At 72.1% G+C, this 26312-nt stretch carries 25 protein-coding genes; 15 read left to right on the top strand and 10 right to left on the bottom strand.

The annotated features are described in order from the left end of the window. Positions 1-65 precede the first annotated feature (65 nt). The 3 genes from ACFVAJ_RS03815 to ACFVAJ_RS03805 are packed head-to-tail and all read left to right on the top strand — an operon-like array spanning position 66 to position 4164. A complete protein-coding gene (locus ACFVAJ_RS03815) occupies positions 66-1460 on the top strand; it encodes a cytosine permease (protein WP_376941472.1) in 1395 nt (464 codons plus the stop codon). Next, positions 1457-2584: a DUF917 domain-containing protein gene (locus tag ACFVAJ_RS03810; RefSeq protein ID WP_376941471.1), complete on the top strand. Its 1128-nt coding sequence runs from the start codon at positions 1457-1459 to the stop codon at positions 2582-2584. Before ACFVAJ_RS03815 ends, ACFVAJ_RS03810 begins: the two co-directional genes overlap by 4 nt. Further along, on the top strand, positions 2584-4164 hold the full coding sequence (locus ACFVAJ_RS03805; RefSeq protein ID WP_376941470.1) for a hydantoinase/oxoprolinase N-terminal domain-containing protein: 1581 nt from the start codon (positions 2584-2586) through the stop codon (positions 4162-4164). Before ACFVAJ_RS03810 ends, ACFVAJ_RS03805 begins: the two co-directional genes overlap by 1 nt. Before the next feature lie 50 nt (positions 4165-4214). On the opposite strand, the gene ACFVAJ_RS03800 is transcribed toward ACFVAJ_RS03805, so the two are convergent. Both ACFVAJ_RS03800 and ACFVAJ_RS03795 read right to left on the bottom strand, forming a co-directional pair. Next, positions 4215-4886 (bottom strand): hypothetical protein, encoded by a 672-nt coding sequence (locus tag ACFVAJ_RS03800; RefSeq protein ID WP_376941469.1) that lies wholly within the window; start codon positions 4884-4886, stop codon positions 4215-4217. A 53-nt stretch (positions 4887-4939) separates the two neighbouring features. Beyond that, positions 4940-5623 carry a TetR/AcrR family transcriptional regulator gene (locus ACFVAJ_RS03795; RefSeq protein ID WP_376941468.1) on the bottom strand — a complete coding sequence of 228 codons (684 nt, stop codon included), beginning with the start codon at positions 5621-5623 and terminating at the stop codon, positions 4940-4942. Between the two features lie 100 nt (positions 5624-5723). Between ACFVAJ_RS03795 and ACFVAJ_RS03790 the strand changes: the two genes are divergently transcribed. The 4 genes from ACFVAJ_RS03790 (at position 5724) to ACFVAJ_RS03775 (ending at position 8567) form a co-directional block, all read left to right on the top strand. Next, positions 5724-6782, top strand: coding sequence for an NAD(P)-dependent alcohol dehydrogenase (locus ACFVAJ_RS03790; RefSeq protein ID WP_376941467.1), 1059 nt, complete (start codon positions 5724-5726; stop codon positions 6780-6782). 109 nt (positions 6783-6891) lie between these two features. Further along, positions 6892-7374 (top strand): SRPBCC family protein, encoded by a 483-nt coding sequence (locus ACFVAJ_RS03785; protein WP_376941466.1) that lies wholly within the window; start codon positions 6892-6894, stop codon positions 7372-7374. After that, entirely contained in the window at positions 7371-7688 is a 318-nt protein-coding gene (locus ACFVAJ_RS03780; protein ID WP_376941465.1) for an ArsR/SmtB family transcription factor, read from the top strand. Before ACFVAJ_RS03785 ends, ACFVAJ_RS03780 begins: the two co-directional genes overlap by 4 nt. Before the next feature lie 48 nt (positions 7689-7736). Continuing rightward, entirely contained in the window at positions 7737-8567 is an 831-nt protein-coding gene (locus ACFVAJ_RS03775) for a glycosyltransferase (RefSeq protein ID WP_376941464.1), read from the top strand. 30 nt (positions 8568-8597) lie between these two features. Here the strand turns inward: ACFVAJ_RS03775 and ACFVAJ_RS03770 are convergent, their stop codons facing one another. Together ACFVAJ_RS03770 and ACFVAJ_RS03765 are read right to left on the bottom strand one after the other, a co-directional pair. Beyond that, positions 8598-9842: a nucleotide disphospho-sugar-binding domain-containing protein gene (locus tag ACFVAJ_RS03770; RefSeq protein WP_376941463.1), complete on the bottom strand. Its 1245-nt coding sequence runs from the start codon at positions 9840-9842 to the stop codon at positions 8598-8600. 112 nt (positions 9843-9954) lie between these two features. Next, a complete protein-coding gene (locus ACFVAJ_RS03765) occupies positions 9955-12057 on the bottom strand; it encodes a discoidin domain-containing protein (protein ID WP_376941462.1) in 2103 nt (700 codons plus the stop codon). A 223-nt stretch (positions 12058-12280) separates the two neighbouring features. Here ACFVAJ_RS03765 and ACFVAJ_RS03760 point away from each other — a divergent pair, with 223 nt between their 5' ends. The 4 genes from ACFVAJ_RS03760 to ACFVAJ_RS03745 are packed head-to-tail and all read left to right on the top strand — an operon-like array spanning position 12281 to position 15807. Then, positions 12281-13198, top strand: coding sequence for an ABC transporter ATP-binding protein (locus ACFVAJ_RS03760; protein ID WP_376941461.1), 918 nt, complete (start codon positions 12281-12283; stop codon positions 13196-13198). 44 nt (positions 13199-13242) lie between these two features. Continuing rightward, positions 13243-13950, top strand: a complete 708-nt coding sequence (locus ACFVAJ_RS03755) for an ABC transporter permease (RefSeq protein ID WP_376941460.1) — start codon at positions 13243-13245, stop codon at positions 13948-13950. Positions 13951-13955: 5 nt separating this feature from the next. Then, a complete protein-coding gene (locus ACFVAJ_RS03750; RefSeq protein ID WP_376941459.1) occupies positions 13956-15173 on the top strand; it encodes a sensor histidine kinase in 1218 nt (405 codons plus the stop codon). Further along, positions 15166-15807 carry a response regulator gene (locus tag ACFVAJ_RS03745; RefSeq protein ID WP_376941458.1) on the top strand — a complete coding sequence of 214 codons (642 nt, stop codon included), beginning with the start codon at positions 15166-15168 and terminating at the stop codon, positions 15805-15807. The genes ACFVAJ_RS03750 and ACFVAJ_RS03745 overlap by 8 nt, the downstream gene beginning before the upstream one ends. Before the next feature lie 28 nt (positions 15808-15835). Here ACFVAJ_RS03745 and ACFVAJ_RS03740 read toward each other — a convergent pair whose 3' ends face one another. Next, the gene (locus ACFVAJ_RS03740; RefSeq protein WP_376941457.1) at positions 15836-16426 is read right to left on the bottom strand and encodes a TetR/AcrR family transcriptional regulator; all 591 of its coding nucleotides are present in this window, start codon (positions 16424-16426) and stop codon (positions 15836-15838) included. Between the two features lie 62 nt (positions 16427-16488). On the opposite strand from ACFVAJ_RS03740, the gene ACFVAJ_RS03735 reads away from it, so the two are divergent. Further along, positions 16489-17286 carry an SDR family NAD(P)-dependent oxidoreductase gene (locus tag ACFVAJ_RS03735; protein WP_376941456.1) on the top strand — a complete coding sequence of 266 codons (798 nt, stop codon included), beginning with the start codon at positions 16489-16491 and terminating at the stop codon, positions 17284-17286. Between the two features lie 34 nt (positions 17287-17320). Here the strand turns inward: ACFVAJ_RS03735 and ACFVAJ_RS03730 are convergent, their stop codons facing one another. After that, entirely contained in the window at positions 17321-17782 is a 462-nt protein-coding gene (locus ACFVAJ_RS03730; RefSeq protein WP_376941455.1) for a hypothetical protein, read from the bottom strand. Between the two features lie 105 nt (positions 17783-17887). Here ACFVAJ_RS03730 and ACFVAJ_RS03725 point away from each other — a divergent pair, with 105 nt between their 5' ends. Next, entirely contained in the window at positions 17888-18961 is a 1074-nt protein-coding gene (locus ACFVAJ_RS03725; protein ID WP_376941454.1) for a winged helix DNA-binding domain-containing protein, read from the top strand. A gap of 12 nt (positions 18962-18973) precedes the next feature. On the opposite strand, the gene ACFVAJ_RS03720 is transcribed toward ACFVAJ_RS03725, so the two are convergent. From ACFVAJ_RS03720 to ACFVAJ_RS03705, 4 genes are all read right to left on the bottom strand, one after another. After that, entirely contained in the window at positions 18974-20116 is a 1143-nt protein-coding gene (locus tag ACFVAJ_RS03720; protein ID WP_376941453.1) for a low temperature requirement protein A, read from the bottom strand. A 146-nt stretch (positions 20117-20262) separates the two neighbouring features. Further along, complete coding sequence (locus tag ACFVAJ_RS03715) at positions 20263-20925, bottom strand: CatA-like O-acetyltransferase (RefSeq protein ID WP_376941452.1); 663 nt, start codon at positions 20923-20925, stop codon at positions 20263-20265. A gap of 43 nt (positions 20926-20968) precedes the next feature. Next, a complete protein-coding gene (locus ACFVAJ_RS03710; RefSeq protein ID WP_376941451.1) occupies positions 20969-22972 on the bottom strand; it encodes an ABC1 kinase family protein in 2004 nt (667 codons plus the stop codon). A 60-nt stretch (positions 22973-23032) separates the two neighbouring features. Further along, positions 23033-23647 (bottom strand): TetR/AcrR family transcriptional regulator, encoded by a 615-nt coding sequence (locus ACFVAJ_RS03705; protein WP_376941450.1) that lies wholly within the window; start codon positions 23645-23647, stop codon positions 23033-23035. 87 nt (positions 23648-23734) lie between these two features. Here ACFVAJ_RS03705 and ACFVAJ_RS03700 point away from each other — a divergent pair, with 87 nt between their 5' ends. Then, complete coding sequence (locus ACFVAJ_RS03700; protein ID WP_376941449.1) at positions 23735-24562, top strand: SDR family oxidoreductase; 828 nt, start codon at positions 23735-23737, stop codon at positions 24560-24562. Between the two features lie 139 nt (positions 24563-24701). Next, positions 24702-26294, top strand: a complete 1593-nt coding sequence (locus ACFVAJ_RS03695; protein WP_376941448.1) for an ABC-F family ATP-binding cassette domain-containing protein — start codon at positions 24702-24704, stop codon at positions 26292-26294. The last annotated feature ends 18 nt before the right edge of the window (positions 26295-26312 follow it).

The raw sequence follows: 26312 nt of genomic DNA, 5'->3' as shown, positions 1-26312 counted from the left end.
TCACCGCCGACCCGTCGCCCGTCATCGAAGCGGGCGCTCGCGACGGTCTCCTCGAAAGACATCTCATGGAATCCACCGACTACGAGCACGGAGCTGTGCCCGCCGACCAGCGCAAGAGCTGGATCTCGATCGCCGCCGTCTGGATCGCGATCGGCATCGACCTCTCCGGCGCCTTCCTCGGCGTCGCCCTCGCGACCGGCATGCCGTTCTGGCCGGCGATCACCGCGACCGTCACCGGTTCACTGCTGCTCGGCCTGCTCGCGATGGCGTGCGCCTACGTCGGCGCCGCCACCGGCCTGTCGACCGCGATGCTCTCGCGCGCGGTGTTCGGAAAGATCGGCGGCGCGGTCCTCGCGATCGCCCTCGCCGTGAGCCTGCTCGGCTGGTTCGCCGTGCAGGCGGGCTTCTTCGGCAGCAATGCGCAGATCGCCTTCAGCGAGCTCACGGGGCTCGACGTGCCGGTGCAGCTGTTCACCGCCATCGGCGGCGTGCTGATGGTGCTCACCGCGCTCTGGGGCTACCGGTCGATCTCGCGGCTCAGCACGCTCGCCGTCCCGCTGCTGCTCCTGCTGCTCGTGGTCGGCGTCGTGGTCGCGTTCGCCACCTTCGGCGCGGGCGGCCTCGACTCGCCCGTCGAGACGACGATCACCTTCGGCGGCGCGGTGTCGCTCGTCATGGGCATCTTCATCCTCGGCGTGGTCTCGGCGCCCGACATGGCCCGCTGGGCGAAGACGCCGCGCCAGGCGATGGCCGCGGGCTTCGTCGGCTTCTTCTTCGGCAACTCGATCATCATCGTCGTCGCGATCCTGCTCGCCCGGGTGATGGACCAGTCCGAGCTCATGACCATCTACTTCACGCTCGGCCTCGGGCTCGTCGCCGTCGTGGTGCTGATCCTCGCGCAGTGGACGACGAACACCACCAACATCTACTCGGCGGCGCTCAGCTTCTCGTCGATCAGCGGTCGAATGAACCGACGCACGCTGACCATCGTCGGCGGCGCCGTCGGCATCGTCATCGCCGTCGCGGGGGCGGCCGACTTCTTCGTGCCCTTCATCCTCGCCATCGGCGTGATCATCGCACCGTACGGCGGGGTCTACCTCGCCGCGTACCTCACCGGCCGGCGCGGATCGCGGTTCACGCCGGGAGCCGCGGTGCCGACGGTCGACGTGTGGGCGGTCGTCGCCTGGGCCGCAGGCATCTTCGTCGCGCTCGCGACCACGAACCCCGCCGACGGCCTCGGCTTCGGCTGGGCCTCGATCACCACGATCTCGGCGCTCGACGGGCTGCTCGCCGGATTCGTCGTCTACCTGGCACTCGCCCCGCTGCGGCAGCGCGAGGTGCCCGGCGCCGACCCGACGGGCGAGGATGCCTCGGCGCAGGCCGCGCGGGAGGGCGCGGCGCCGAACGAGGCCGCCCCCCAGGGCGAGCCCGCCCGCACGAGCGGCGAGGTGACCGCATGAGCGAGCGTCTCATCACCGAGGCCGACATCGACGCGATCGCCCTCGGCGCCGCGGTGCTCGGAACCGGCGGCGGCGGCGACCCGCACGTCGGCTCGCTCATCGCCAAACGGCTCATCCGCCTGCACGGCCCGGTGCGCATGATCGACGTCGACGAACTCGGCGACGACGACTTCGTCGTGCCGATCGGCGGCATCGGGGCGCCCTCGGTGAGCGTCGAGCGGATCCAGGCCGAGTCGGAGCTGCTCGCCGCCCTCAGGGCCATCGAGGGAGCCACCCGGCGCGTGCCGACCGCGGTCATGCCGATCGAGGTCGGCGGCGGCAACTCGATGCTCCCGATCGCCGCCGCGGCACTCGCGGGGCTTCCGGTCGTCGACGGCGACGCGATGGGCCGCGCGTTCCCCGAGGCCCAGATGGTGACCTTCCACCTGGCCGGCTACGGACCGGGGACGACGGTGCTCGTCGACCACCACGGCAACGAGGTCGTCAGCCGCCCCGTCGACGGGGCCTGGTCCGAGCGACTCGCCCGCGCGGCGACCGTCGAGATGGGCGGCGCCGCGACCATGATCGACTACGCCTACGGCGGCGCGGTCGTGCGCGAATGCGCCATCCCGGCGACGCTCACCGCGGCGAAGCGGATCGGCGCCATCCTCCTCGGTCGCGGTGCCGGCGGCGTCGAGCTCCGCGACGACGAGAAGATCGACGCGCTCTGCGCCGAGCTCGGCGGCGTGCGGCTCTTCGACGGCAAGGTCGCCGACCTGCAGCGGCAGGTCGAGGGCGGCTTCACCCGAGGGGCGGCCGAGCTCGAAGGGGTGGGCGACGACCGCGGCGACCGGTTCCGGCTCGACTTCCAGAACGAGATGCTGCTCGCCCGGCGCGACGGCGAACTCGCCGCCGTGACACCCGACCTGATCTCGGTGCTCGACCTCGCGACGGGGCAGCCGATCACGACCGAGGCGCTGCGGTACGGTGCCCGCGTCGCGGTCGTCGCGATGCCCTGCCACGAGAAGTGGCGCACCCCCGTCGGGCTCGACAACGCGGGACCCGCGCACTTCGGCTACGACGTCGAGTGGCAGCCGGTCGAGGACCTCGCCCGACGTCGGATCGAACGGAAGGAGGCCGCGTGATGGCCGGAAACAGCGCGGGCGGATACCGCATCGGCATCGACGTCGGCGGCACCAACACCGACGCCGTCGTGCTCGACGAGCGGCTCGCCGTCGTGGCATCCGTGAAGCGGCCGACCACCGCAGACACCGGCGAGGGCGTCGCCGCGGCGATCGATGCGGTGCTCGAGGCATCCGGCATCGACCCGTCGCTCGTGACGCACGCGATGCTCGGCACCACGCACTGCACGAACGCCATCGTCGAACGGCGCGGCCTCGGCCGGGTCGGGATCCTGCGCCTCGGCGCACCCGCGACGACGGCGGTGCCGCCGCTCGAGGGCTGGCCCGACGAGCTGCGGCGCGCGATCGGCGAGCACGCCCACCTTCTGCACGGCGGTTTCGAGGTCGACGGGCGGGTGCTCGCCCCCCTCGACGAGGACGAGGTACGCGAGGTCTGCCGCCGGATGCGCGGCGAGGTCGACGCGGTGGCCGTCGTCGGCGTGTTCTCGCCCGTCGACGAACGGCAGGAGGAGCGGGTCGCCGAGATCGTCGCCGAGGAGCTCGACGTGCCCGTCTCGCGATCGGCGCGGATCGGCTCGCTCGGCCTGCTCGAGCGCGAGAACGCCACCGTGCTCAACGCCGCGCTCATGCGGACGCTGAAGCAGATGGCGACGGGCTTCGTCGCCGCGCTGCAGGCGCGGGGCATCGAGGCGACGCCGTACTTCGGCCAGAACGACGGAACGCTCATGCAGCTCGAGTACGCGCTCGAGTTCCCGGTGCTCACGATCGGCTGCGGGCCGACGAACTCGATCCGCGGCGCGGCGCACCTCTCGGGTGCGAGCGATGCGCTCGTCGTCGACATCGGCGGCACGACGACCGACATCGGGGTGCTCGTCGACGGCTTCCCGCGGCAGTCCGCGCACGCGGTCGAGATCGGCGGCATCCGCACCAACTTCCGCATGCCCGACGTGCTCTCGGTCGGCCTGGGCGGCGGCACCATCGTGCGTGCCGAGCCGTCCGACTCCGGCCGCCGGATCGTGCTCGGCCCCGACAGCGTCGGCTATCGGCTGACCGAGGAGGCGCTCGCCTTCGGCGGCTCGACCCTCACGGCGACCGACGTCGCCCTCACGGCAGGCGGGGTGCGCATCGACGGGATCGAGGCCCCCTCGGTCGACCCCGGGCAGGGACGCGCCGCGTGGGCGGCGATCCGCGAGCTCCTCGAGGACACGATCGACCGCATGAAGCCGAATGCCGCGCCCGTGCCGGTGATCCTGGTGGGCGGAGGCAGCATCATCGCCCCTGACGAGCTCGACGGCGTCGGCACGCTCATCCGCCCCGATCACTTCGGCGCGGCGAACGCCGTCGGCGCCGCGCTCGGCGAGATCGCCGGCCAGATCGAGAAGATCTACCGGCTCGACGGGCCCCACGCCGACCGGCGTGCCGCGCGCGACGACGCCTCGGCCGAGGCCGTCGACCGTGCGCGCCTCGCCGGCGCCGACCCGGCGACCGTCGAGGTCGTCGCGATCGAGGAGCTGCCCGTCGCGTACAGCGACGGACAGGCGGTGCTCATCCGGGCGCGTGCGGTGGGGCGGCTCGCGGCCTAGCCCGGGCTCGTGGGCGGCACGCGATGCCGCCCACGGACCGCGCGGCGCACCTACAGGTACCGCAGGATCATGAAAGCGATCAGGAACCCGACGATCGCGCACATCACCCAGGCGAGCCCCGCCCCGAGGTACCAGCTCTGCGCGAGTTCGAGTCGTTCACGCCCGGGGTCGTCGCGGGGGCGGCGCCGGATGCGGCGCTCGGTGACCCAGAGCACGGGGACGACGAGCGCGAGCATCAGGATGAACGCTCCGAACTGCAGCGCGAGCCACCACGAGCGGGCGCCGGCGCTCGCGGCGTCGAGCCCGCCGAGCAGTGCGAGCGTCACCGCCCGCGGTCCGCAGATCGCCAGGAGGCTCGCCGCCCCGACCGCCACGATCGCCGCACGCGCCCAGCGCTCACCGGCTGCCGGCGACTCCTCGGGCACGGGCGCGGTCGGTTCGCTGCTCCAGCGCGCGGGCTCGCCCGGGGGCCTGCCGCGGAAGTGCCAGAGCTGTCGCTGCGCACCGCGGATCGCGATCGGCCAGAGCAGGAGCGCGACGAGGGCGGCCGTGAGCCACGAGAAGACCTCATCGGCGGTGAGGCTCCAGCCGAGTCGGTCGCCCGCGAGCACGAGCCCGATCCACGCGCCGAGGCAGAGCGGCACTCCGACGCCCACGGCGAGCCCGGCCCAGAGGAGCTGCTTCGCGAGCGACGGCCGGGTGGGTTCGGGTGCCGAGGTCACCCGCACAGCCTAGGGAGCCGAGGGCGCGTCGGCGTGCAGCGCGCGGGCGCGCGTCAGCGCGCCTCGGCGAGGCGACGGCGTTCGAGGCCCTCGAGCAGCAGGTCGAGACCGAACTCGAACTCGGTCTGGTCGTCGCACCAGCCGAGCGTCGAGTCGGGGTCGTCATGCACGACGTCGGCGAGCATCGCGGCGAGGTGCGGGGCGAGGGCGGCGAACTGCGCGGGGTCGGCCGGCGGCTCGGCGGCGTTGTCGTCGTTGAGCTCCTGCACGTAGCCGTACATGCGGCTGCCGATCGCGTGCAGTCCGTGGTGGATGAGGTCGTGCGAGAGCCCGCCGCCGCGCATGATGCCGACGACGCCGTCGGCGTAGGCGATCGCGAGGGTGCCCGGGGTGCCGCGCACGTTCATGAGGGCCGGGGCCCAGGGATGCCGCAGCAGCACCCGGCGCGCGCCGAGGATGCGTGAGCGCAGCGTGGCCGACCAGTTCGAGGCATCCGTCGACGGCGGCGCGAAGCCGCCCGCCTCGGCCGCCATCTCGGCGAAGACCTGCTCGATGAGGCCGTCGAGGATCGCGGGCTTGTTCGGCAGGTGGTAGTAGATCGACATCGCCTCGACCCCGAGCTCGTCGGCCAGGGCGCGCATGGTGAGCCGGTCGAGGCCGTCGCGGTCGGCGAGCCGCAGTGCGGTCTGCAGCACGCGGTCGCGACTGAGCGGGGTGCGCTCGGCGGTTCTCGGCATGGCTTCACCGTACAACGTCAGGTTTCTCGGAGGGGGCTGGACACCCGCCCTCTCGAAGAGTATCTTACGACGTAAGACTTACGACGTAAGGGAGCATCGCATGTCCACCGGATCGCACCACGAGACCACGCGCACCCGCCCCGACGGCGAGCGGCGCGACGAGTCGAGCGCGACGATGCGCGCGGCCCGCATCGATCGATTCGGCCCGCCCGAGGTCGTGCGCCTCGTCGAGATGCCCCGTCCCGAACCGGGGCCCGGCGAACTGCTCGTCCGCGTGCGGGCGGCGACCGTGAGCGTCGCCGACGAACGCCTTCGCGCGCGGCGTCTGCCGCGCGGCTTCAGCCTGATGGTGGCGCCGACGATCGGGCTGTTCCGGCCGAGACGACGGGTGCTCGGCATGGACGCCGCCGGCGTCGTCGAGGCGATCGGGGCGGGGGTCGAGCGCTTCGCCGTCGGCGACGAGGTGATCGTCATGCGGGCCGTGCGCATGGGCTGCCACGCCGAGTTCGTGACGATCGCCGCCGACGGCGAGGTCGCGCGGAAGCCTGCGAACCTCTCGTTCGACGAGGCCGCCGCGATCGTCTTCGGCGGGCACACCGCGCTGCGCTATCTCGATCGCGTCGAGATCGGCCCGGGCAGCGAGGTGCTCGTGAACGGCGCCTCGGGCGCGGTCGGCTCGGCGGCGGTGCAGCTCGCCGCGGCCTGCGGCGCCAGGGTCACGGCGGTCACGAGCGGCCGCAACGCCGAACTCGTGCGCTCGCTCGGCGCCGACCGCGTCATCGACCACACGCAGCAGGACTTCGCGGCGCCGGGCGCGGCGGCCCGCTACGACGTCATCGTCGAGTGCGTCGGCAACGCCCCCTTCGAACGGGTCGCGCACCTCCTGCGCCCCGGCGGCGCCCTGCTCCTCGTCATCCTCGACCTGCGTGGGCTCCTCCGGGCGAAGCGGCAGTCGCGTCGCAGCGGGCTCGTCGTCGACCACGAGGGGGGTCGCATGGATGCCGCGGGCATGGAGCGCCTCGCCGCGCTCGCCGAAGCGGGGGTGCTGCGGCCGGTCATCGATCGCGTCGTCGGCTTCGATGAGATCGTCGAGGCGCATCGCCGCGTCGACGGCGGTCGCAAGCGGGGGAGTGTCGTGCTCCGGGTGAGCGAGGAGTGAATGCAACCAAAGGGTTGCGCTTCGGTGGGGGCTATGCAACTATCGAGTTGCAGGTGATCGATCGATCGCCGAGACACCCACGGCGCCAATCGCCGGAAGGAGCGCGATCATGGTGAGCATGACCCGCAACGAAGCATCCGTCATCGATGAGGGGGGCTTCACGGTGCGACGCACGATCCGCATCGCAGCCCCCCTCGACAAGGTCTGGCGCGCCGTCACCGAACCCGAGCACATCTCCCGCTGGTTCGGGCAGACGGTGCTCGACGGCGCCGGCGTCGGCGCCACGGGCTCGATGACGTTCGAGGGGTACGGCACGATCCCGCTGCGCGTGGAGGCGATCGAGGCTCCGCGCTCGGTCTCGTACCGGTGGTCGAACGACGACGCGGTCCGACGTGCGGGCGGCACGATCGACGCGGGGACGACGACCGTCTTCACCTTCACCCTCGACGAGGTCGACGGCGGCACCGAGCTCACCGTCGTCGAGACCGGGTTCGACCGCACGACCGACCCTCGGGCCAACATGGCCGACCACGCCGAGGGCTGGGTCTCCGAACTCGACAAGCTCGTCGCCCTGCTCGAGGGCGACGCATGACCACTGCGACGCTGGTTCCCGTGTTCGCGGCGCTCGGCGACGAGACGCGCTGGAGCATCCTCGCGGCGCTCGGCGAGGGGGATGCCTCGGCATCGGCCCTCGCCGAGCGGCTGCCGGTGACCCGGCAGGCCATCGCCAAGCACCTCGCCGTGCTCGCCGAGGTCGGTCTCGTCCAGCCCGTGCGCGTCGGCCGCGAGGTGCGCTATCGCGTGCTCGGGGCGGAACTCAGCGCGACCGCGGCCCGCCTCGACGCCGTCGGGCGCGAGTGGGAGCGCCGCCTGGCCGCGATCAAGGAGATCGCCGAGGGGCTCTGAACGGTGGGTCGTCCGCTGGGCGGGCATCGTCGCGGTTAGCATCGCGGGATGACCGCCGCACTGCCCACCGTCTCGATCGTGATCCCGGCCTACAACGAGGAGTCGACCATCCGGCACTGCCTCCTCGCGGCGATCCACCAGACCGAGCCCGCCGACGAGATCCTCGTCGTCGACAACCGGTCGACCGATGCGACCCGGGCCGCGGTCGAGGCCATGCAGGCCGCGTTCCCCCAGGCCGGCCTCCGCCTGATCTCGCAGGACGACGAGCAGGGCATCACCCCGACGCGGAACGCCGGCTTCGACGCCGCCCGCTCCGAGGTGATCGGGCGCATCGACGCCGACTCCGCGATCGAGCCCGACTGGGTCGAGCAGGTGCGGCGCGTGTTCACCGACCCCGAGCTCGCTGCGGCGAGCGGCCCGGTCGAGTACTACGACATGCCGCTGCGCGGCTTCGGCCACCATGCCGACGACGAGTTCCGCAAGCTGCAGGTGCACCTCGCGGGCAAGTTCGTGTTCCTCTTCGGCAGCAACATGGCGATCACCAGGCAGGCCTGGCTGCAGGTGCGCGACGAGGTCTGCCCCGACCGCGAGGACCTCATGCACGAGGACCTCGACCTGGCCGTGCACCTCGCCCTGCAGGGGCTCAAGATCGGGTACGCCTCGGCGATGGTCTCGGGCATGTCGGCCCGCCGCCTCGACGACGACCCCCGCGACTACAGGTTCTACGTCGAGCGGTTCGAGCGCACCTACGCGGCCCACGACATCCACGAGCTGCGGCTGCTGACGCCGATGGTCGTGCTGCTCGGCATCTATCCGGCCCTGCACCTCCAGCGCCGCCTCGAGGCGCGGCTGCACGCCGATCGCGCACTGGAGGTGTGAGCGGAGGCGAGCAGGTGCCGCCTCGCGCGGTCAGTGCGCCGGCTCGAGTTCGTCGAGCAGGGCGCTGCCCGAGACATCCCGATTGATGGCCGCACCGAGCCGCGCGGCGGCCTCGCGGTAGCGCGCGTTTCCGAGCACCCGCTCGATCGCCGCGGCGATGTCGTCGGAGGGGGCCCGTCGCGGCACCGCGACGCCCGCGCCGTGCCGCACGACGCGCACCGCGTTGTCGGCCTGGTCGCGGCCGTGGTGCAGCACGACGAGCGGCACCCCGGCCGCGAGCGACTTCATCACCGTGCCGTGACCGCCATGGGTCACGACGAGGCTCGCCCGGCGCATGGCCGCCCGATGCGGTGCGGATGCCACGACGACGACGTTCTCGGAGGTCTCGATCAGCTCCGGTGGGATCGCGGGCCCGGTCGTCACGAGCCCGCGCACGGGCAGGCGTGCGAGCGCATCGGCGATGCGCTGCAGGCAGTCGGCATGGTTCTGGAACGTCGACGAGAGTGCCACCAGCACGAGCGGCCCATCGCCCGCGGGCGGATCGAAGCTCGTGCGGGCGGCCCAGTCCGGATCGTCGAGGATCGGGCCGACGAACCGCACGTTCGGCGGGAAGTCGCCGTCGAAGTCGAACTCGGCGGTGGTCAGCACGAGTTCGCGTCTCGCGTGGTGCACCTGCTCCCAGACGTGCTCGACGGGGGCGAGGCCGTGCGTCGCACGCACCGCGTTCAGCGTGGCGAGCGCGTACCGGTCGAGGAGCCTCGTCGTCGCGGCGCCCGCCATGCGATCGCGCATCGCGCCGATCGGGCCGCGCATCGGCGACAGGCCGGCACCGCCCACCGGACGTCCCCGCACGGGCGCGATGTAGATGTTCGGCATCAGCACGTCGAACGGCACCCCGCGCGCCTCGGCGGCGATCATCGCGCCGAGCGTGAAGAAGGTGGCGACGACGCGGTCGGGCAGCGCGGCGTCGAGGTCGGCGAGCGTGTCGGCGGCGTGACCGGCGGCCGGACCCGACAGGTAGTGCTCCGACATGCTCTTCGCGAGCTCGAGCGGGTTCCTGATCGCCCAGTCGCGGAAGTCCGTGCCGCGCGGAGCGCTCCACAGGTGCACGGTGGCGCCGGTCGCCCGGCTCGGCCCCGCCATCGACTCGTCGACGAGGGCGGTGACCCGGTGGCCGCGCTCGACGAGTCGACGCACCACGCCGAGCTCGGCGGGCACGGTGCCGCCGCCGTCGGCGAGCGCGACGAGGTAGTGGTGCGACGTGGGGCCGCTCATGGGTGGCAGCGTACGTGCGGCATCGGGCGGGGAGCATCCGTGCTGGCGCGGAGATGAACGGGACGCACCGCGGGCCCGGCGACCGGTCGCCGGGCCCGCAGCTCGCGATCGCTCAGCTGCCGAAGGCGCCGAGCTCCCAGATCGAGTACCCGTACTTCGTGGTGCGCTCGGTGCAGTGCACCCGGACGTAGCGCGCGCTCGTCGGCGCGAACGACGCCGTGTCGAGCCCGCCGTCGCCCGTGGTCGTCGACCAGACCGAGCGCCAGGTCTGCCCGTCGTCGGAGAGCTGCACCTCGTACGCCTTCGCGGCCGAACGCTCCCACGTCACGGTCACCCGGCTGAGGGGCTGGGACTCGCCGAGGTCGACGCGCAGCCACTGCGGGCTGGTGCCCCAGTTGCCGCTCGCCCAGCGGGTGTCGCCCTTGCCGTCGACCGCCCGGCCGGGAGCGAAGCTCGTGAACGGGTTCCACTCGTTCGAGCTCGACGTCGCGGCCTTGCCGGTCGCGAGGTTCTGCGAGCTCCGGTGCGTGCGCGTCGCCTCCCAGGTCTGCAGGTACGACTCGGCACCCGACATCAGGTCGTCGACGAGTTCGTCGCCGCCGCCCGCGAGACGCAGCTGCTCGATGTAGTCGGGCGCCAGGCCCGAGTGGGCGAACCCGTCGGTGTTGATGTCGAAGGTCCGTTCGCCGCTGACCTGCCGGTCGACGACGGTGCTGCCGTCGGCCGCGGTGAACGGGTAGGTGACCGCGACGGGAGCCGTGCCGCCGGCGGGATGGCTGCCGACCCCGTTGAAGTCGAGACCGAAGCCGTAGCCCTTGCCGTACTGCGCGCGCAGCGCGGCGGTGTCGCGCCACTCGCCGAGGAAGCCCGCGGCGTCGTGCGGGTAGCCCGTCTTGAACCCGCCGAGCTTGTACAGACGCTCGGACCAGTTCGAGTCCATCCAGCTGTGGCTCGACAGCACGCCCGGGTAGGCCTCGGCCTCGAGGATGTCGAGGGCGCGGCCCGCGGCCTTCACGCTCATGTGGTCGAGCTCGACCATCATGTTGCGCGACATCACCGCGCGCAGCGCGTACTCGCCGAGGGAGGTGAGCCCGCGGGTGTTGCACTGCGCCCCCGAGGGGTAGGTGGGCGGGTCGGCACCCGGCAGCTGTTCGGGCACCTCGGCGTTGCCGATCGGGTTGTCGTGCTGCGGGCCGGTGCACGCCTCGGTCTGCCAGTACGTGCCGGTCGAGTAGAACTGGCCGACGTTGATGATCGTGCCCTGCGTGCCGGTGTCGAAGCGCACCCCGCAGAGCGCGTTGTCGAACTTGTGGCAGAGGAAGATGCTCGAGATGCCGAGCGACTCGAACTCGTCGAGCCCGCGGTCGATGTCGGCCTTCGAGCATTGCGCGACGTCGAGGATCATCTTGCAGCCGAACGGCTCGCTCATCTCGACGCCGAGCACGACGGCGAGCTTGCCCTCCGCGATCACCGTGCGCGCCTGTTCGGGCGTCGTGACGATGCGGAAGAAGCCCTTGCCCGGGCCGCCGTAGATGCCGTCGATGTACGACTCCATCTCGCGCACCTTCTGCGCCTCGAGGCGGATCGCGCTCATCTCGTCGCACGAGCGGTCCTTCGGCATGATCGGCAGCGAGCAGATCACGCCGTTCGTGACGAGGTCGTTGACGAGCACGCGCTGGCCGGCGCGCCACGAGCGCTCGATCCACGCGTAGTACGACGCCTGGTGGCTCATCGAGGTGGTCTTCGGCCAGTCCTTGAACGTCGGCCAGCCGACCGGGTCGTGCTTGCCGTCGGGGTCGCTCGTGAGCATCTCGAACAGGGCGCCGCTGCCGTCGGGGTAGTGCTCGGGGCAATCCTTCAGCGCGTCGGCGACGCCGTTCGGCGAGAACGGGGCGCCGCAGATCATGCGCCCGCCGAAGCCCTCGTTCGAGTTGAGGTGGGTGTGCGAGTCGATGAAGCCGCGCACCTCCTCGCCGGCAGCGGACGTGATCGGTGCCCCGGTGACGTTGAGCTCGACCTCGACGGCCGGGCGGTTCGGGGCATCCCACCAGTTCTCGGCGGCGGCCGCCGGAGCGACCGGAATGGTGAACAGCAGAGCGCCGATCGCGGCGATGCCGAGGATGGACCGGATGGAGCGGGTGGATCGGGTGGGGCGTCGTCGCCGACCGTCGGCGAGCGGTGTTGCGGCGGATCTCGAGTGAACGTGGTGCGCCATATGAGCCTCCTTGCTCGATGGCTCGCAGCGTATTGTGGGACGAGCGTCCCAGTCAAGCGCCCCAGACGAACCGGATGTCCCGAGCGAGCCGTCCCGGTCCCGCCGCCCGCGGCGCATCCGCATCGCAATCCATCGAACGGTTGATTCGCGGATCCACCGCGCACTCCGAAGGTCCGGCCACCCGGCCGATGCCCGTCGGGCTCGATCCGGCGAGGCTCGAGTCATGCCAGTCATCGACGTCACCGACCTCACCAAGCGCTACGGCGCCCGCACCGTGCTCGACGGGATCTCGTTCTCGGTCGAGGAGGGCGAGATCTTCGGGATCCTCGGCCCGAACGGCACCGGCAAGACCACGACGGTCGAGATCATCGAGGGCCTGCGCCGGGCCGACGGCGGGACGGTGCGGGTGCTCGGGCTCGACCCGGTCCGCGACCGTCGCGAGCTGCACGAGGTGATCGGCGTGCAGCTGCAGCACACCGAGCTGCCCGAGAACCTCAAGGTCTGGGAGGCGCTCGACCTCTACGCCTCGTTCTACGCGAACCCCCGCGACTGGCGGGAGCTGCTCGACGAATGGGGGCTGGCCGAGCAGCGCAACACCCGCTTCGCGAAGCTCTCGGGCGGCCAGAAGCAGCGGCTCATCATCGCGCTCGCCCTCGTCGGCCGGCCGCGCGTCGCCTTCCTCGACGAGCTCACGACCGGCCTCGACCCCCAGGCGCGCAAGGCGACCTGGGAGCTCATCGGGCGGATGCGCGACACCGGCGTCACCGTGGTGCTCGTGAGCCACTTCATGGACGAGGTCGAGGCGCTCTGCGACCGCGTCGCGGTGTTCAGCCACGGCCGCATCGCCGCGATCGACTCTCCGGCGGGGCTCATCGACCGGGTCGACGCCGACCACGCGATGCACTTCGCGATCGTCGGGGAGGTCGACGACGGGCTGTTCCCGATGATCGAGTCCCTGCCCGGGGTGACGTCGGTGACGGCGAAGGGCGCCCAGGTGTCCGTCACCGGGCGCGGCGACTTCGCGACCGCGGTGACGTCGACGCTCGCGCGCAACCACGTGCTCGCCTCGGAGCTGCGCATCGACAAGCGCACGCTCGACGACGCCTTCGTCGCACTCACCGGGCGCGCGTTCGAGCGCTGAGCCCGCACCATCCACGACCACCCCGACCCATCAAGGAGACTCCCATGGCCGCCGCGACCGCCAAGCTCACCGTCGTCGAATCGAAGCTGCTCGTCCGCGAACCGGGTTCGCTGTTCACCGTGCTGATCCCGATGTTCATCCTCATCGTGTTCGGCAGCTCGATCGGCCCGGGCGACACCACGCTCCTGCCGATGGCGATCGCGATCGCCATCGGCCTCGTGGGCCTCTACCTCATGCCCACCGCGCTCGCCGGGTACCGCGAGAAGGGCATCCTGCGGCGCATGTCGACGACGCCGGTCGAGCCGATGAGCCTGCTCGTCGTGCAGCTCGTGCTGCAGTTCGTGCTCGCCCTCGCCAGCTGCACCGCGCTCGTGGTCGTCGCCGTGCTCGGGCTCGGCGCCGCGGCGCCGGTCAATCCGCTCGGCTTCGCGGCCGCGTTCGTGCTCGGCACCGCGGCCATGTTCGCGGTCGGACTGCTCATCGCCGCGCTCGCACCGAGCGGTCGTGCGGCCAACGGCATCGGCGTGCTGCTGTACTTCCCGATGGCCTACCTCGCCGGGCTCATCCAGCCCGCGAGTCAGATGCCCGATATCTTGGTGACGATCGGGGAGTTCACCCCGCTCGGCGCCTTCCGCCAGACGATGTCCGAGGTCTGGGTGGGCGGCGCCGCCGATCCGGTGCTGCTCGGCGTCATGGCCGCGTACGCCGTCGTGGTCAGCCTCGCGGCGGCCAGGTTCTTCCGCTGGGAGTGACGCGCATGACGGAGACCGCAGACCGACTCGATGTCCGCGAGCAACGGCTCGAGCGCCTCACCGCGGCCGTTCCGTACGTGCTGCTCGCCGCATCGACGGCCCTCGCCCTGCTCACGGGACAGCACACTCCGGTCGACGTGCTCGTCATCCTCGGCCTCGTCGCGCTCTCCGCCGTGTGGATCGCGGCGCTCGGCCGGCGCGTCTCGCTCGGCCCGCTCTACGTCGCCGGGCTGATCGTGCTGATCGGCGCGCTGTGCGCCCGCGACATGTGGTTCGCGAGCTTCTTCGCCTTCGTCGGGTACGTGCACTCGTGGCAGCGGCTGCGCGGCGCGTGGCGGTACGTCGGACTGGCCGCCACCGCGGCGATCAGCATCACCGCCTTCCTCGGACCCCCCGCGCCGACGCCGGCGGCGATCGCGGTGCGGCTGTTCTTCGTCGCTGCGCTCGTCGCGCTCGTCTCGCTCTTCAGCCACCTCGGCGACGTCACCCTCGAGCGCAGCGTCGAGCGCAAGCACATGGTCGAGCAGCTCGAGGCCGTGATCCACGAGAACGAGGGCCTGCATGCGCAACTGCTCGTGCAGGCCCACGAGGCCGGTGTGCTCGACGAGCGCCAGCGCATCGCCCGTGACATTCACGACACGATCGCCCAGGGCCTCGCGGGCATCATCACGCAGCTGCAGGCCGCCGAGCGCGCCGACGACGCCGGCCGCGACGACGACCGTCGCCGCCGCATCGAGGTCGCGACGCGACTGGCACGCGAGAGCCTCGCGGAGGCGCGGCGTTCGGTGCACGCGGTCGGGCCGGTGCAGCTCGAGAGCGCGCAGCTGCCCGATGCCCTGGCCGCGGTCGTGGCGGAGTGGGGCGACCGGACCGGCGTGCGCGCCGAGTTCTCCGCCGTCGGCCGGGTGCGCCCGCTGCATCCCGAGGTCGAGGTCGCCCTGCTGCGCATCTCGCAGGAGGCCCTCGCGAACGCGGGCGCGTACGCCAGGGCCGGCCGGGTGAAGCTGACGCTGACGTTCATGGACGACGTCGTCACGCTCGACGTGCGCGACGACGGCGTCGGGTTCGACACCGCGACGACCGACGGCGGATTCGGGCTCACCTCGATGCGACAGCGGGCGACGAGGCTCGGGGGTACGCTCGACCTCGAGTCCGAGCCGGGAGCCGGCACCGCGATCTCGGCCACCGTGCCCGCACACTCGAGGGAGACCCCGCTTGGCTGACGCGCCCATCCGCCTGCTCATCGCCGACGACCATCCGATCGTGCGCGACGGATTGCGCGGCATGTTCGCGGGCGACGACCGCTTCGACGTCGTCGGCGAGGCGAACGACGGGGCCGAGGCGGTCGAGGCCGCACGGGGGCTCGACCCCGATGTGGTGCTCATGGACCTCCGGATGCCGCGGGTCGACGGGGTGACCGCGATCAGGCGGCTCGCCGAGCACGGGGTGCGGGCGCGTGTGCTCGTGCTCACGACCTTCGACAGCGACACCGAGGTGCTGCCGGCCATCGAGGCCGGCGCCACCGGCTACCTGCTGAAGGACGCTCCGGCCGACGAGCTGCTGCGCGCCGTGGAGTCGGCCGCGCGGGGCGAGGCGGTGCTCGCGCCGTCGGTGGCGCAGAAGCTCATGGGCCGTGTGCGCGAACCGGCCCCTGCGCCGGCTGCGGTGCTGAGCGAGCGCGAGCTCGAGGTGCTGCGCCTCATCGCGAGCGGCAGCACGAATCGCGAATCCGCCGCCGAGCTCTTCATCAGCGAGGCGACGGTGAAGACGCATGTGCTGCACATCTTCGAGAAGCTCGGGGTCAACGACCGGGCCGCGGCCGTGGCGGTCGGGTACCGCCGAGGGCTGCTGACGTAGGACCCGTCGACCCGTCGACCCGTCGGGATCATCCTGCGGCGAAGGCTCCGAGCACCACGGCGATCGTCGACTCGGCGGCGTCCTGCCAGGCGACGCCGTCGAGCAGGTCGTCGGTCGCGAGCGCGGCGACGCCGTGCACGGCGGCGAAGACGACGAGCGCCTGCCGCTCGACATCCCCCTCGCGGATCTCGCCCTTCGCCTGCGACTCGGCGACGAGGGCGACCACGGCGGCCATGCTCGCCCGGCTGAGCTCGAGGAGCTCGGGGGAGGCATCGGGGTGGTGCTTGGCCTTGTACATGAGGTCGAGGATCGCCGGGTGGTCGACGGCGAAGCGGACGTACGCGAGTCCCGCGGCGCGCAGGCGCGCGTCGAACGTCGGCTCGCTCGTGACGGCCTCGGTGAGGGCGGCGTTCATGCGTTCGAAGCCGGTGACCGCGATCGCGTCGAGCAGGGCGGTGCGGTCGGCGAAGTGGCGAGCGGATGCCCCGTGGCTGACCCCGACGTCGCGGGCGAGCTGCCGCATCGACAGCGCGTCGAGCCCGTCGTCGTCGATCGTCGCCCAGGCGCGGGTGAGCAGCGCCTCGCGCAGGTTGCCGTGGTGGTAGGCGCGTTCGGTCACCACTGCACCCTATCCGAAAGTAGGCATTGACAACAATGATGACACTGTCTACATTGACGGGTATGACCACCGACTTCTCCGGAACCACCGCCCTCGTCACCGGCGCGAGCTCGGGGCTCGGCGCCGAGTTCGCGACCCAGCTCGCCCGCCGCGGCGCCGACATCGTGCTCGTCGCCCGCCGCGAGGACCGGCTGCGCGAGCTCGCCGACCGCATCGAGCGCGAGCACGGCGTGCGGGCGACGCCCATCGCGCTCGACCTCGCGCGCCCCGAGGCCGCGGCCGAGCTGCGAGCCGCGCTCGACGAGCGGGGCATCCAGGTGCAGACGCTCGTCAACAACGCGGGCTTCGGCATGCGGGGCCTGTTCGCCGAGGCCGATCCCTCGCGCATCGCCGAGCTCGTGCAGGTGAACGTCGCCGCGCTCGTGGCGCTCACCCGCGAGTTCCTGCCCGACCTCGTGCGCGCCGGGCGCGGGGCGCTCGTCAGCGTCGCGAGCACCGGCGCCTACCAGCCGTGCCCCAACATGGCCGTCTACGGGGCGTCGAAGGCGTTCGTGCTGAGCTTCACCGAGGCGCTCGCGTACGAGACACGCGGCTCGGGGCTGCGCGTGCTCGCCCTCAGCCCCGGCGCCACCCGCACCGAGTTCTTCGACGTCGTCGGCACCGAGCGCGCGGCGGTCGGCCGCTTCCGCACGACCGAGCAGGTCGTCGAGCTCGCCCTCGGGCGCATCGACCGGCGTCGCGCACCGGCGAGCGTCGTCTCGGGGCGCGCCAACGCGATCACCAGCAAGCTCGTCGGGTTCATGCCGCGGCGACTCGTGCTGACGATGAGCGGCCGCGTGCTCGCGGGGTCGGCACGGTGAGCGTCGTGCTCGGGGCGCGCTGACCGTCGGCGCGTCAGCCGAGCCCGGTGAAGTCGCTCGTCACCGCGCCGAACGGGAACGGGAACCAGAGGCCGCCGCCGTGGTCGAGCACCTGCTGCACCGGCAGCATCCAGAACCAGACCTGGGCGATGACGAGCGAGCCGAGGGCGATCGCGATGATGATCACGCCGGTGCGGTCGAGTGCGCGCAGCGCGGCCCGTGCATCGGCGCGTCGGCTCGCGGCGCCGAGCCCGACGAGGAGCGCGATCGCCATGGCGGCGACCACGATCCAGCTCGGGCTGAGCGTATAGGTCACGCACCGGGCCGTGGAGACGCCTCCGGTCTGCGTCGGGCACGCGCTGCGACTCGCGTTCGTGAGCATGCCGTAGACGAGCGCGGCGAACGCGCCGCTCAGCATCAACCCCCGGACGCGAAGCAGCAGCGTCGCCCACGCCGGAGGCGCGGTCGCCGTCACGGGTGCGGCAGTGCTGGTCATCGCGCCTCCGATCGATCTGCGCTCATGCTGCCAGCGCGAGCGGAGGACGGGCAAGTCCCACGCGCGACGCTGCGTCGTGACGGCGGACGGCAATACGCTGCAGGGATGACCACCGATCGCGACCTCGCCCGCTGGCGGCTGCGGTCGCAGTCGCTCACCGCCCCCGCCGCCGACGCCGAAGCGGTCGTCCGCTCGCTGCTCGCGGTGCAGGCCGAGAACCCGTCGCAGTCGGCGTGGGCGGTCGCGACGCGCACGGTCGCCGCCGACCGGGCCGACCTCGAGGGAGCGCTCGCCTCGGGGCGGGTCATCCGCACGCACGCGCTGCGGCCGACCTGGCACTATGTGCACGCCGACGACGTCCGCTGGCTGCTGGCGCTCACCGCGCCTCGCGTGTTCCCCGTCTTCGACCAGCAGTTGACGGCACTCGACGGCCGCATGTCCGCGATCACCGACGCGATCGAGCGGGCTCTCGGCGAGGCATCCGACCGCACCCGTGCCGACCTCGTGGCCGCGCTCGCCGACCGCGGGTTCGAACTGACCGGGCAGCAGCTCATGCTGGTCGTCGGGCGCCTCGAGATGACGGGCCTCGTCTGCAGCGGTGTGCCCCGCGACGGCGAGCACACCTATGCGCTCATGGACGAGCGCGTGCCGGCCGGGCGCCCGTTCGACCGCGACGAGGCGCTCGCCGAGCTCGCGCTGCGGTACTGCACCGGGCACGGGCCGGCGACCGAGCGCGACCTCGCGTACTGGGCGACGCTCACCGTGACCGACGCCCGTCGCGGCATCGCCGCGGTCGCCGACCGGCTCGAGTCGTTCGAGCACGACGGGCGCACCTTCTGGCATGCGCCGGGCGGCCCGCCGACCGGGCCGGCCGAACCCGCGGGTCACCTGCTGCAGGTGCTCGACGAGATGTACCGCGGCTTCCAGGACTCCCGGTGGGTCATCGATGCCGAGGGCATCGTGCCGCGGGCGCGCGAGTCGGCGATCGGCATGGCGCTCGTCGACGGCCAGCTCGTCGCCGCGATGAGGCGCACCGTCACGGCGAAGGCGGTCGCCTTCGCGCTGCATCCCCACCGCGGGCTCACGGCCGGCGAGCGTCGGGCGGTCGAGCAGGCCGCCGGGCGCTACGCCGAGTACCTCGGCCTCGAGCCGCGCGTCGACTTCGACGCCGCGGGGTGAGCCGATGCCCGCTCAGCCCGCCGGCTCGAGCGGAAGGTCGGGCACGGCCTGCCCCGCCCGCCTGCGCCGGTTCGTCGTCTCGGAGATCGTGACGATCACCGCGAGCACGACCGCCGCGGCGGCGATCGCGAGCTGCGCCTCGAGCACGAGGCTCGCGACCGCGAGCACGACGGTCAGCACGAGTGCGGGCACGGCCCAGCCGAGCACCGCCCGCAGCGGGCGGCCGAAGCGCAGCGAGATGATCGCGTTCGTCGCGTAGAAGATCGCGATGCCGCCGCAGAGGGCGATCACGGATGCCTCGGGCAGGGGCTCGTGCGGATGCGTGATCGCGCCGTCGATCGCGCCCGAGATCGCGGTCACGCCGACGACGATCAGGAACGGCAGGAAGCCGACCGTGTCGCGGATGGCGCGGTAGTCGCCGGCCTCGCGGAGCGCGTCGAGCCCGGTGCGCATGGCGTCGGTGCCGTACATGAAGAACGACCACGCGAGCAGCGAGATGACGCAGAGGCCGAGCACCCCGGCGATGCCCGATGCGGCGCTCCAGTGCTCGTCGAGTGCGGCGACACCCGAGAGCACCGACTCGCCCAGCACGATCACGACGAGCAGCCCGAACCGCTCGGAGAGGTGTTCGGTGTTCATGTTCACGAGCACCCGGTCGGCCCAGCTGCGGCTGCTCGCGATGAGCAGGGTCACCTCGACGACGATCGAGATGCCCCAGAGTGCGAACATCCAGGGCATCGGCACCCAGATCGACACGAGCCAGAGCACGGCTGTCGCGCCGTTGTAGGCGAGCACGCGCACCCGGGAGGCGGTGCCCCCGGTGCGCCAGGAGATCGTGATCCAGAGCCCGAGCAGCACGAACCGCAGCGCAGCGTTGCCGGCCGCGAACAGCCAGGCCCGGTCGCCCGTGGCCTCGGGCGCGGCGACGGCGATCGCGCCGACCGCGATCATCGCGGCGAGCATGACGAGCGCGAGCTGACGCCGGGTGAGCCACGGCATCAGGTTGACGGTGAAGGTCAGGTTGACCCACGACCACCAGACCGAGGCGAACAGGGCGGTGAACAGCAGCAGGGCGGCGACGGACGGGTGCTCGTGGAGCCCGTGGGCGAGCTGCCCGACGAGCGCCACGAAGATGAGGTCGAAGAACAGTTCCATCCAGTGCGCGCGGGATGGATCGCGATCGGGAACCGTCACGGCACCCCCTCGTCCGGCGTGGCGTTGCTGCCGCACACGCTACGCGCGGCGTGCCGCGGTGTCACGCCCCGGTTCGCGGGGTCGGCCGGGTGGTTCGCGAGGGTGAATCAGGCCGTGACCCACGCGGGGTCGGCGAAGAGCTGCTCGAGCTCGCCGACGAGGCGCGCGGTGTGGAACCCGTCGGCCGAGGCGTGGTGGATCTGCACGGCGAGCGGCAGCAGCGTGCGGCCGTCGCGATCGAGGTAGCGGCCGAGCGTGAAGATCGGCGCGAAGTGGTTCGACCCGCCGTCGATCTGCAGCGTGAAGCCGGTGAAGCTCGTCCACGGGATGCTCGACACGTCGAAGACGTTCGCCGGCAGCCCGCCCTGCGGGAACATCTCGGTCGCCGTCGACGCGGTCGCGAGCTCGGCGACGGCCGCCTCGTGGAATCGGCCGAAGTCGGCGTCGTACGGCACCGACACGGCGGCGAAGGTCTCGCGCTCGGGGTTGAACACGGTGAACGCGGGGTTCACGACCGGCCAGGTCGCCGCTGCGCCGTCGTCGGTGAGGGTCATGCGGAACTCGGGATGCCGGTTCACGACGTTCGCGATCGCCCAGATCTGCGCGGGATACGTCTTGCGCGCGGAACCGCGCAGCGCGGCGACGAATGCGGTCACGTCGAGCTCGACCGTCATCGCGTAGGTGCAGGGCACACGGTGCCGGTAGTGCTCGAAGGCCTCGCGGCGGGGCCAGCTGTCGAGGTCGATCGGGGTGGGCGAGGGAGTCGGCATGCGTTCGATCCTCGCATCCCGCCCGGCTCGCGGCCGGAGCCGTTCAGGGCGAGCGCCGCCGGAAGACGTCGAACAGCACCTTGAGCGTCAGCAGCCCCGAGACGATCACGAGGAGGTAGCCGAAGAGCTGATACAGGGAGAAGTCGGGCGCGACCTCGGGCCCGCCCTCGCTGATGAGCAGCATCGAGGCCATGATGCCGAACACCCCCGCGAGGAACGCGACCGCGACGAGGTTCACGAGGTCGCGCACGAGCGATCGGTCGCGACGGTCGGCGAACAGGCGCACGTTGAACGAGAGGCGCCCGTCGGCGAGCGCCGCGCTGATGCGGTCGGCGCGACGGGGCATCCGGCGCAGCATCGGCAGCAGGCCGCCGATCTCGTCGATGGCGGTCGAGAACAGCGCCGACGGGCGCGCCGCTTCGGCGACCCGGGTCTTGGCGAAGCCCTCCGCCTCAGTGAGCAGGTTGAAACGGGGGCTCATGAGCCGGAGGGTTCCCTCGAGGGTGCCGACGGCGCGGAAGGCCGCGGCGAGGTCTCCCGGCACCGCGATCCGGTTCTCGGCGAGGAGGCGCACCATCTCGGTCACCACGGTCGCGTCGACCGTGCCGCCCGGGCCGAGCCGGCGCGACATGAACGCCCCGATCTGCCGCCGCAGGGCGACCTCGTCGAGGTCGTCGGGCAACTCGACGAGCCCGAGCAGCGCATCGCCGAAGCTGCGGGAGTCGCCCCGGTAGAACGCGAGCAGCACCTCGCCGATCTGGCGGCGGAGCTCGGAGTCGAGCCGACCGATCGACCCGAAGTCGAGCAGCACGATCTCACCCGACTCGGCGACCACGATGTTGCCGGGGTGCAGATCGGCGTGGAAGACGCCGTCGTCGATGATCTGCGTCATCGCCGAGGAGAAGAGGCGATCGGCCAGCTCGGCGCGCTCGTCGTCGGAGCGGCCCTGCAGCGTGCCCGGCTCGCTGAGCGTCCGGCCCTCGACGAGGTCCATCACGAGCACGCGCTCGCCGCTGAGCTCGGCGTGGTGTCGGGGCACGGTGACGCGCTCGGGCGCCGGATGCGTGGCGAGCGTCGCGCGCATCGCCGCCATGTTCGCCGCCTCGATGCGGTAGTCGAGCTCCTCGCGGAGGTTCGCGGCGAAGGCCTCGGCGAGACCACGCACGCCGAGCGACCGCCCCCACTCGGTCGACTTGTCGAGCTGGTCGGCCACCCGCAGGACGATGTCGAGGTCGCGGTCGACGAGCGGCACGATGCCGGGCCGCTGCACCTTCACGGCGACCGGCTCCCCCGAGGCGAGCGTCGCGCGGTGCACCTGCCCGATGGATGCCGCGGCGAGCGGGGTCTCGTCGAAGTGGGCGAAGACCTCGCTGATCGGCCGGGCCAGCTCGGCCTCGAGCAGTGCGCGCACCTCGGACCACTCAGCCGGCGGCACCCGCTGCTGCAGCCCGCTGAGCTCGGCGACGAACTCGGGCGGCAGCACGTCGCTGCGCGTCGAGAGCACCTGGCCCAGCTTCACGAACGCGCCGCCGGCGTCTTCGAGCGCGGCCCGCAGGGCGACGGCCTGCCGGGTGCGCTCGGCCCGGCCGGCGACCGTCGGCTCGGAGTTCGGCCGGAAGGGCACGAGCCCGTGGCGCACGGCGATGCGCGAGATCTCGCTGTACCGGCGGGTGCGCGCGGCGCTGCGCCGCAGCGACGGCAGCCACTGGTCGGGGCGCTGGATCGTGCCCGGCGGCACGATGATCTCCGCGAGCACGAGGAACGCGACCGACGCGAACATGACGATGCCGAGCTGGACGGGGAGGAGCGCGGGACTGTACTCCTGCTTGCCCCAGACGATCTGCGACTCGAACCCGACCTCGGCGGCGAGGCCGACGAATCCCGCGATCACGATGCGCACGATGCCGACGCGCACGCCGAGCACCCGCCTGACGAATGCCGTGAGCACGGCCAGGAAGACCAGCGTGAGCACGATCATGAGTCCCACGTTGAGCAGCACGTCGCCGACGTCCATCCCGACCCCCATCCGCGACCCGTCGATCGTCACACCTCACGCTAGCCAAACGCGGCCGGTCCGTGTGATGCGCACGGGGTCGCGCGTGCCTCGTCAGCGCCCGGGTGGAGTGCGCGGCTCGAGTCCGTCGATGATCACCGTTGCAAGCGAGTCGATGCCCGAAGCCGGCGCCTCGATACGCGCGAGGATGCGGTACAGCGCCACGCCGAACACGGCGTCGGCGACGGCCTCGAGATTCGCGTCGTCGCGCACCTCGCCGCGCGATCTCGCCGATTCGAGGATGTCGACGAGCAGTCGGCGTGTCGGGCCGGTGAAGCGCTCGTAGAGTCGCGCGGCGTCGTCGTCGTCATCGGCGGCCGCCGCGGCGAGGGCGCGCACGGTCGCCGCGTTCGCCGGGGATTCGAGGCTCAGGGCGAGCCGGTGCATCCAGTCGCGCAGGTCGGCTGGGGCGGCGGATGCCTCGCCGGCGAGCGCGTCGGGCGGGAATCCGCTCGGCGCGAGCACTCCGGCGAGCACGGCGCCGGCGACGAGGTGGGACTTCGAGTTCCACCGGCGGTACACGGTCTGCTTCGCGACGCCGGCGCGCTCGGCGACCGCCGCGAGGTTGAGTCCGTCGTACCCGGCCTCGAGGAGCAGGTCGCGGGCCGCTTCGAGGATCGCGCGATCGGCGTCGGTGCTGCGCGGGCGACCGCGCTTGGAAGGTTCCACGGTCCGATGGTATTCGCTCGGCAATCGAATTATGCTACTCGCAGTCTCGTTTATCGGCGGGCATCGGAGAACACAGGAGGTCAGCACATGTCGAAGGACGTCGCCGTCGTCATCGGAGTGGGTGGAATGGGGCAGGCGATCGCGCGCCGCGTCGGCAGCGGCCGCGTCGTCGTGCTCGCCGATTTCAACCGATCGACCCTCGACCAGGTCGCCGACGAGCTCCGCGGCGCCGGTCACGAGGTGCACGCCCACCTCGTCGACGTGAGCCGGCGCGACTCGGTCGCCGCGCTCGCCGACGATGCCGCGGCACTCGGCCGGGTCACGCACGTCGCGCACACCGCGGGCCTCTCGCCGACGCAGGCGTCGATCGAGGCGATCCTCGCGGTCGACCTCCTCGGGGTCGCCATCGTGCTCGACGAGTTCGCCCGGGTCATCGCGCCGGGCGGCGCCGGCGTCGTCATCGCGAGCATGGCGGGCCACTTCAGCGCAGGTCAGCTGCCCGCCGAGCTCGGTCGCGCGCTCGCCGCGACCGCGACCGACGAGCTCCTCGCCCTGCCGTTCCTCGGCGCACTGCCCGACCCCGGCGCCGCCTATTCGATCGCCAAGCGGGCGAACCACCTTCGCGTGCGGCAGGCCTCGATCGCCTGGGGCGAGCGCGGCGCCCGCATCAACTCGATCAGCCCCGGCGTGATCTCGACGCCCATGGGCCAGCAGGAGCTCGCGGGCGAGTCGGGCGCCCAGATGCGCGGCATGGTGGAGGCGTCGGCGGCGAAGCGCCTCGGGACGCCCGACGACATCGCCGAGGCCGCGGCGTTCCTCCTCGACCCGACCCGCGCCGGCTTCGTGAGCGGCACCGACCTCCTGGTCGACGGCGGCACCGTCGCGGCGGTGGTCGGTTCGGGCATGCTCGGCTGACCCGCGCGAACGGGAGCCGCGGCCGCTCCGATCGGCCCCGAAGCCGGCGTCGGTAGACTCGACGCCGGCTCGAGGCATCCGTCTCGCCGTCTCTCGCGCACCGCGCGACACCGCACTCCACCCGAAACCGAGGACGCCCGTGAGCCTGATCCGCCTGAACGACGTGAGCATCGAGTTCGACGGGCGACCGGTGCTGAAAGAGGCGTTCCTGAAGCTCAAGCAGGGCGACCGCGTCGGCCTCATCGGCAAGAACGGCACGGGCAAGACGAGCCTGCTCGAAGTCGTGCTCGGCCGGCGCGAGCCCACGGGCGGCACGCGCGACGTCACGCTCGGCACGACGATCGGGTACTTCTCGCAGTTCTCCGAGCTCGACGGCGAGCAGAGCATCGAGCAGACGCTGAGCGCGCACTTCGCGCAGGTGCACGAGACGCAGGCACGCCTCGACGAGATCGGCCTCGCGCTCGCCGAGCCGATGGGCGACGACGAGATGACGCGCCTCCTCACCGAGCAGGGCGAGCTGTTCGAGCGTATGGACCACATCGGCGGCTGGACCTACGAGACGACGATCGACACCGTGCTCACCCGGCTCGGCTTCGACGACGAGCGACGGAGCCTGCCTGTCGACCGCCTCTCGGGCGGGTGGCGCAACCGGGCCGCGCTCGCGCAGATCCTCGTGCAGGCGCCCGACGTGCTGCTGCTCGACGAGCCCACGAACTTCCTCGACCTCGACGGCGTGAAATGGATCGAGAACTGGCTGCAGGGCTTCGCGGGCGCCGTGCTCGTCGTCTCGCACGACCGCCAGTTCCTCGACGGCGTCGTCGACCGCATCATCGAGGTCGAGAACTACCGCCTCCAGGAGTACGAGGGCGACTACTCGGCCTACGTGCACGCGAAGCAGTCGCGGCTGAAGATGCTCGAGAAGCAGTTCGCCCACGAGGAGGAGCTGCTCGCCTACGAGCAGGCCGCGTCGACCGCTCGCCGCGAGGCGGCCCGCAACCCCTCGAACGCCGTCGCGCGCCGGCTCGCCGACATCAAGAAGCGCCAGGCCCCGCGCCCGATCGACCAGATCATCACCTCGATCTACGACGGACTCAAGGTGTCGAACGACCTGCTCACGGTCACGGGGCTCACGAAGGGCTTCGGCGGCGCGCCGCTGTTCGAGGGCGTCGCGTTCGACCTGCAGCGCGGCGACCGCGTGGCCGTGATCGGCTCGAACGGCTCGGGCAAGTCGACGCTGCTCGACGTGCTCACCGAGGAGACGACGCCCGATGCGGGCAGCGTGCGCTGGGCGAAGGGCGCCCGGTTCGTGTCGTACAACCGCGTGTACGCGGAGCTCGACCTGACCGATACGGTCGGCCACGCGGTGAACGCCTACCCCGACTCGCTCGCCTTCACGGCGACGAAGAAGAGCGTCGGCCGCTTCCTCGCGATGCTGCAGTTCTCGGAGGCCGACCTCAAGCAGAAGATCGGCACCCTCTCGGGCGGCCAGCGGGCGCGCGTGGCGATCGCCCAGTGCCTGCTCTCGGGCGCGGCGGTCATCGTGCTCGACGAGCCGACCAACCACCTCGACATCACCTCGACCCAGGTGATGGAGCGGGCGCTCACGCACTTCCCGGGTGCGGTCGTCGTCGTCTCGCACGACCGCTTCTTCGTCGACAAGCTCGCCGACCGGCTGCTCGTCTTCGAGGGCGACGGGCGGGTCGTCGAGAAGCCGGCCACCGGCGCACTCTGACGGCGGGCGCCCAGACGT

This window comes from Agromyces sp. NPDC057679 (assembly GCF_042799635.1).
Classification (GTDB): Bacteria; Actinomycetota; Actinomycetes; order Actinomycetales; family Microbacteriaceae; genus Agromyces.
Note: the sequence above shows the minus strand (reverse complement) of the source record. Positions and strands in the feature narration are given on the sequence as shown.

Excerpts from the sequence above, each read along its gene's own strand:
- ACFVAJ_RS03815 (WP_376941472.1), top strand. The coding sequence starts at position 66 with ATGGAATCCACCGACTACGAGCACGGAGCTGTGCCCGCCGACCAGCGC.
- ACFVAJ_RS03810 (WP_376941471.1), top strand. The coding sequence starts at position 1,457 with ATGAGCGAGCGTCTCATCACCGAGGCCGACATCGACGCGATCGCCCTC.
- ACFVAJ_RS03805 (WP_376941470.1), top strand. The coding sequence starts at position 2,584 with ATGGCCGGAAACAGCGCGGGCGGATACCGCATCGGCATCGACGTCGGC.
- ACFVAJ_RS03795 (WP_376941468.1), bottom strand. The coding sequence starts at position 5,623 with ATGCCGAGAACCGCCGAGCGCACCCCGCTCAGTCGCGACCGCGTGCTG.
- ACFVAJ_RS03790 (WP_376941467.1), top strand. The coding sequence starts at position 5,724 with ATGTCCACCGGATCGCACCACGAGACCACGCGCACCCGCCCCGACGGC.
- ACFVAJ_RS03785 (WP_376941466.1), top strand. The coding sequence starts at position 6,892 with ATGGTGAGCATGACCCGCAACGAAGCATCCGTCATCGATGAGGGGGGC.
- ACFVAJ_RS03780 (WP_376941465.1), top strand. The coding sequence starts at position 7,371 with ATGACCACTGCGACGCTGGTTCCCGTGTTCGCGGCGCTCGGCGACGAG.
- ACFVAJ_RS03775 (WP_376941464.1), top strand. The coding sequence starts at position 7,737 with ATGACCGCCGCACTGCCCACCGTCTCGATCGTGATCCCGGCCTACAAC.
- ACFVAJ_RS03770 (WP_376941463.1), bottom strand. The coding sequence starts at position 9,842 with ATGAGCGGCCCCACGTCGCACCACTACCTCGTCGCGCTCGCCGACGGC.
- ACFVAJ_RS03765 (WP_376941462.1), bottom strand. The coding sequence starts at position 12,057 with ATGGCGCACCACGTTCACTCGAGATCCGCCGCAACACCGCTCGCCGAC.
- ACFVAJ_RS03760 (WP_376941461.1), top strand. The coding sequence starts at position 12,281 with ATGCCAGTCATCGACGTCACCGACCTCACCAAGCGCTACGGCGCCCGC.
- ACFVAJ_RS03755 (WP_376941460.1), top strand. The coding sequence starts at position 13,243 with ATGGCCGCCGCGACCGCCAAGCTCACCGTCGTCGAATCGAAGCTGCTC.
- ACFVAJ_RS03750 (WP_376941459.1), top strand. The coding sequence starts at position 13,956 with ATGACGGAGACCGCAGACCGACTCGATGTCCGCGAGCAACGGCTCGAG.
- ACFVAJ_RS03735 (WP_376941456.1), top strand. The coding sequence starts at position 16,489 with ATGACCACCGACTTCTCCGGAACCACCGCCCTCGTCACCGGCGCGAGC.
- ACFVAJ_RS03730 (WP_376941455.1), bottom strand. The coding sequence starts at position 17,782 with ATGACCAGCACTGCCGCACCCGTGACGGCGACCGCGCCTCCGGCGTGG.
- ACFVAJ_RS03725 (WP_376941454.1), top strand. The coding sequence starts at position 17,888 with ATGACCACCGATCGCGACCTCGCCCGCTGGCGGCTGCGGTCGCAGTCG.
- ACFVAJ_RS03720 (WP_376941453.1), bottom strand. The coding sequence starts at position 20,116 with ATGGAACTGTTCTTCGACCTCATCTTCGTGGCGCTCGTCGGGCAGCTC.
- ACFVAJ_RS03715 (WP_376941452.1), bottom strand. The coding sequence starts at position 20,925 with ATGCCGACTCCCTCGCCCACCCCGATCGACCTCGACAGCTGGCCCCGC.
- ACFVAJ_RS03700 (WP_376941449.1), top strand. The coding sequence starts at position 23,735 with ATGTCGAAGGACGTCGCCGTCGTCATCGGAGTGGGTGGAATGGGGCAG.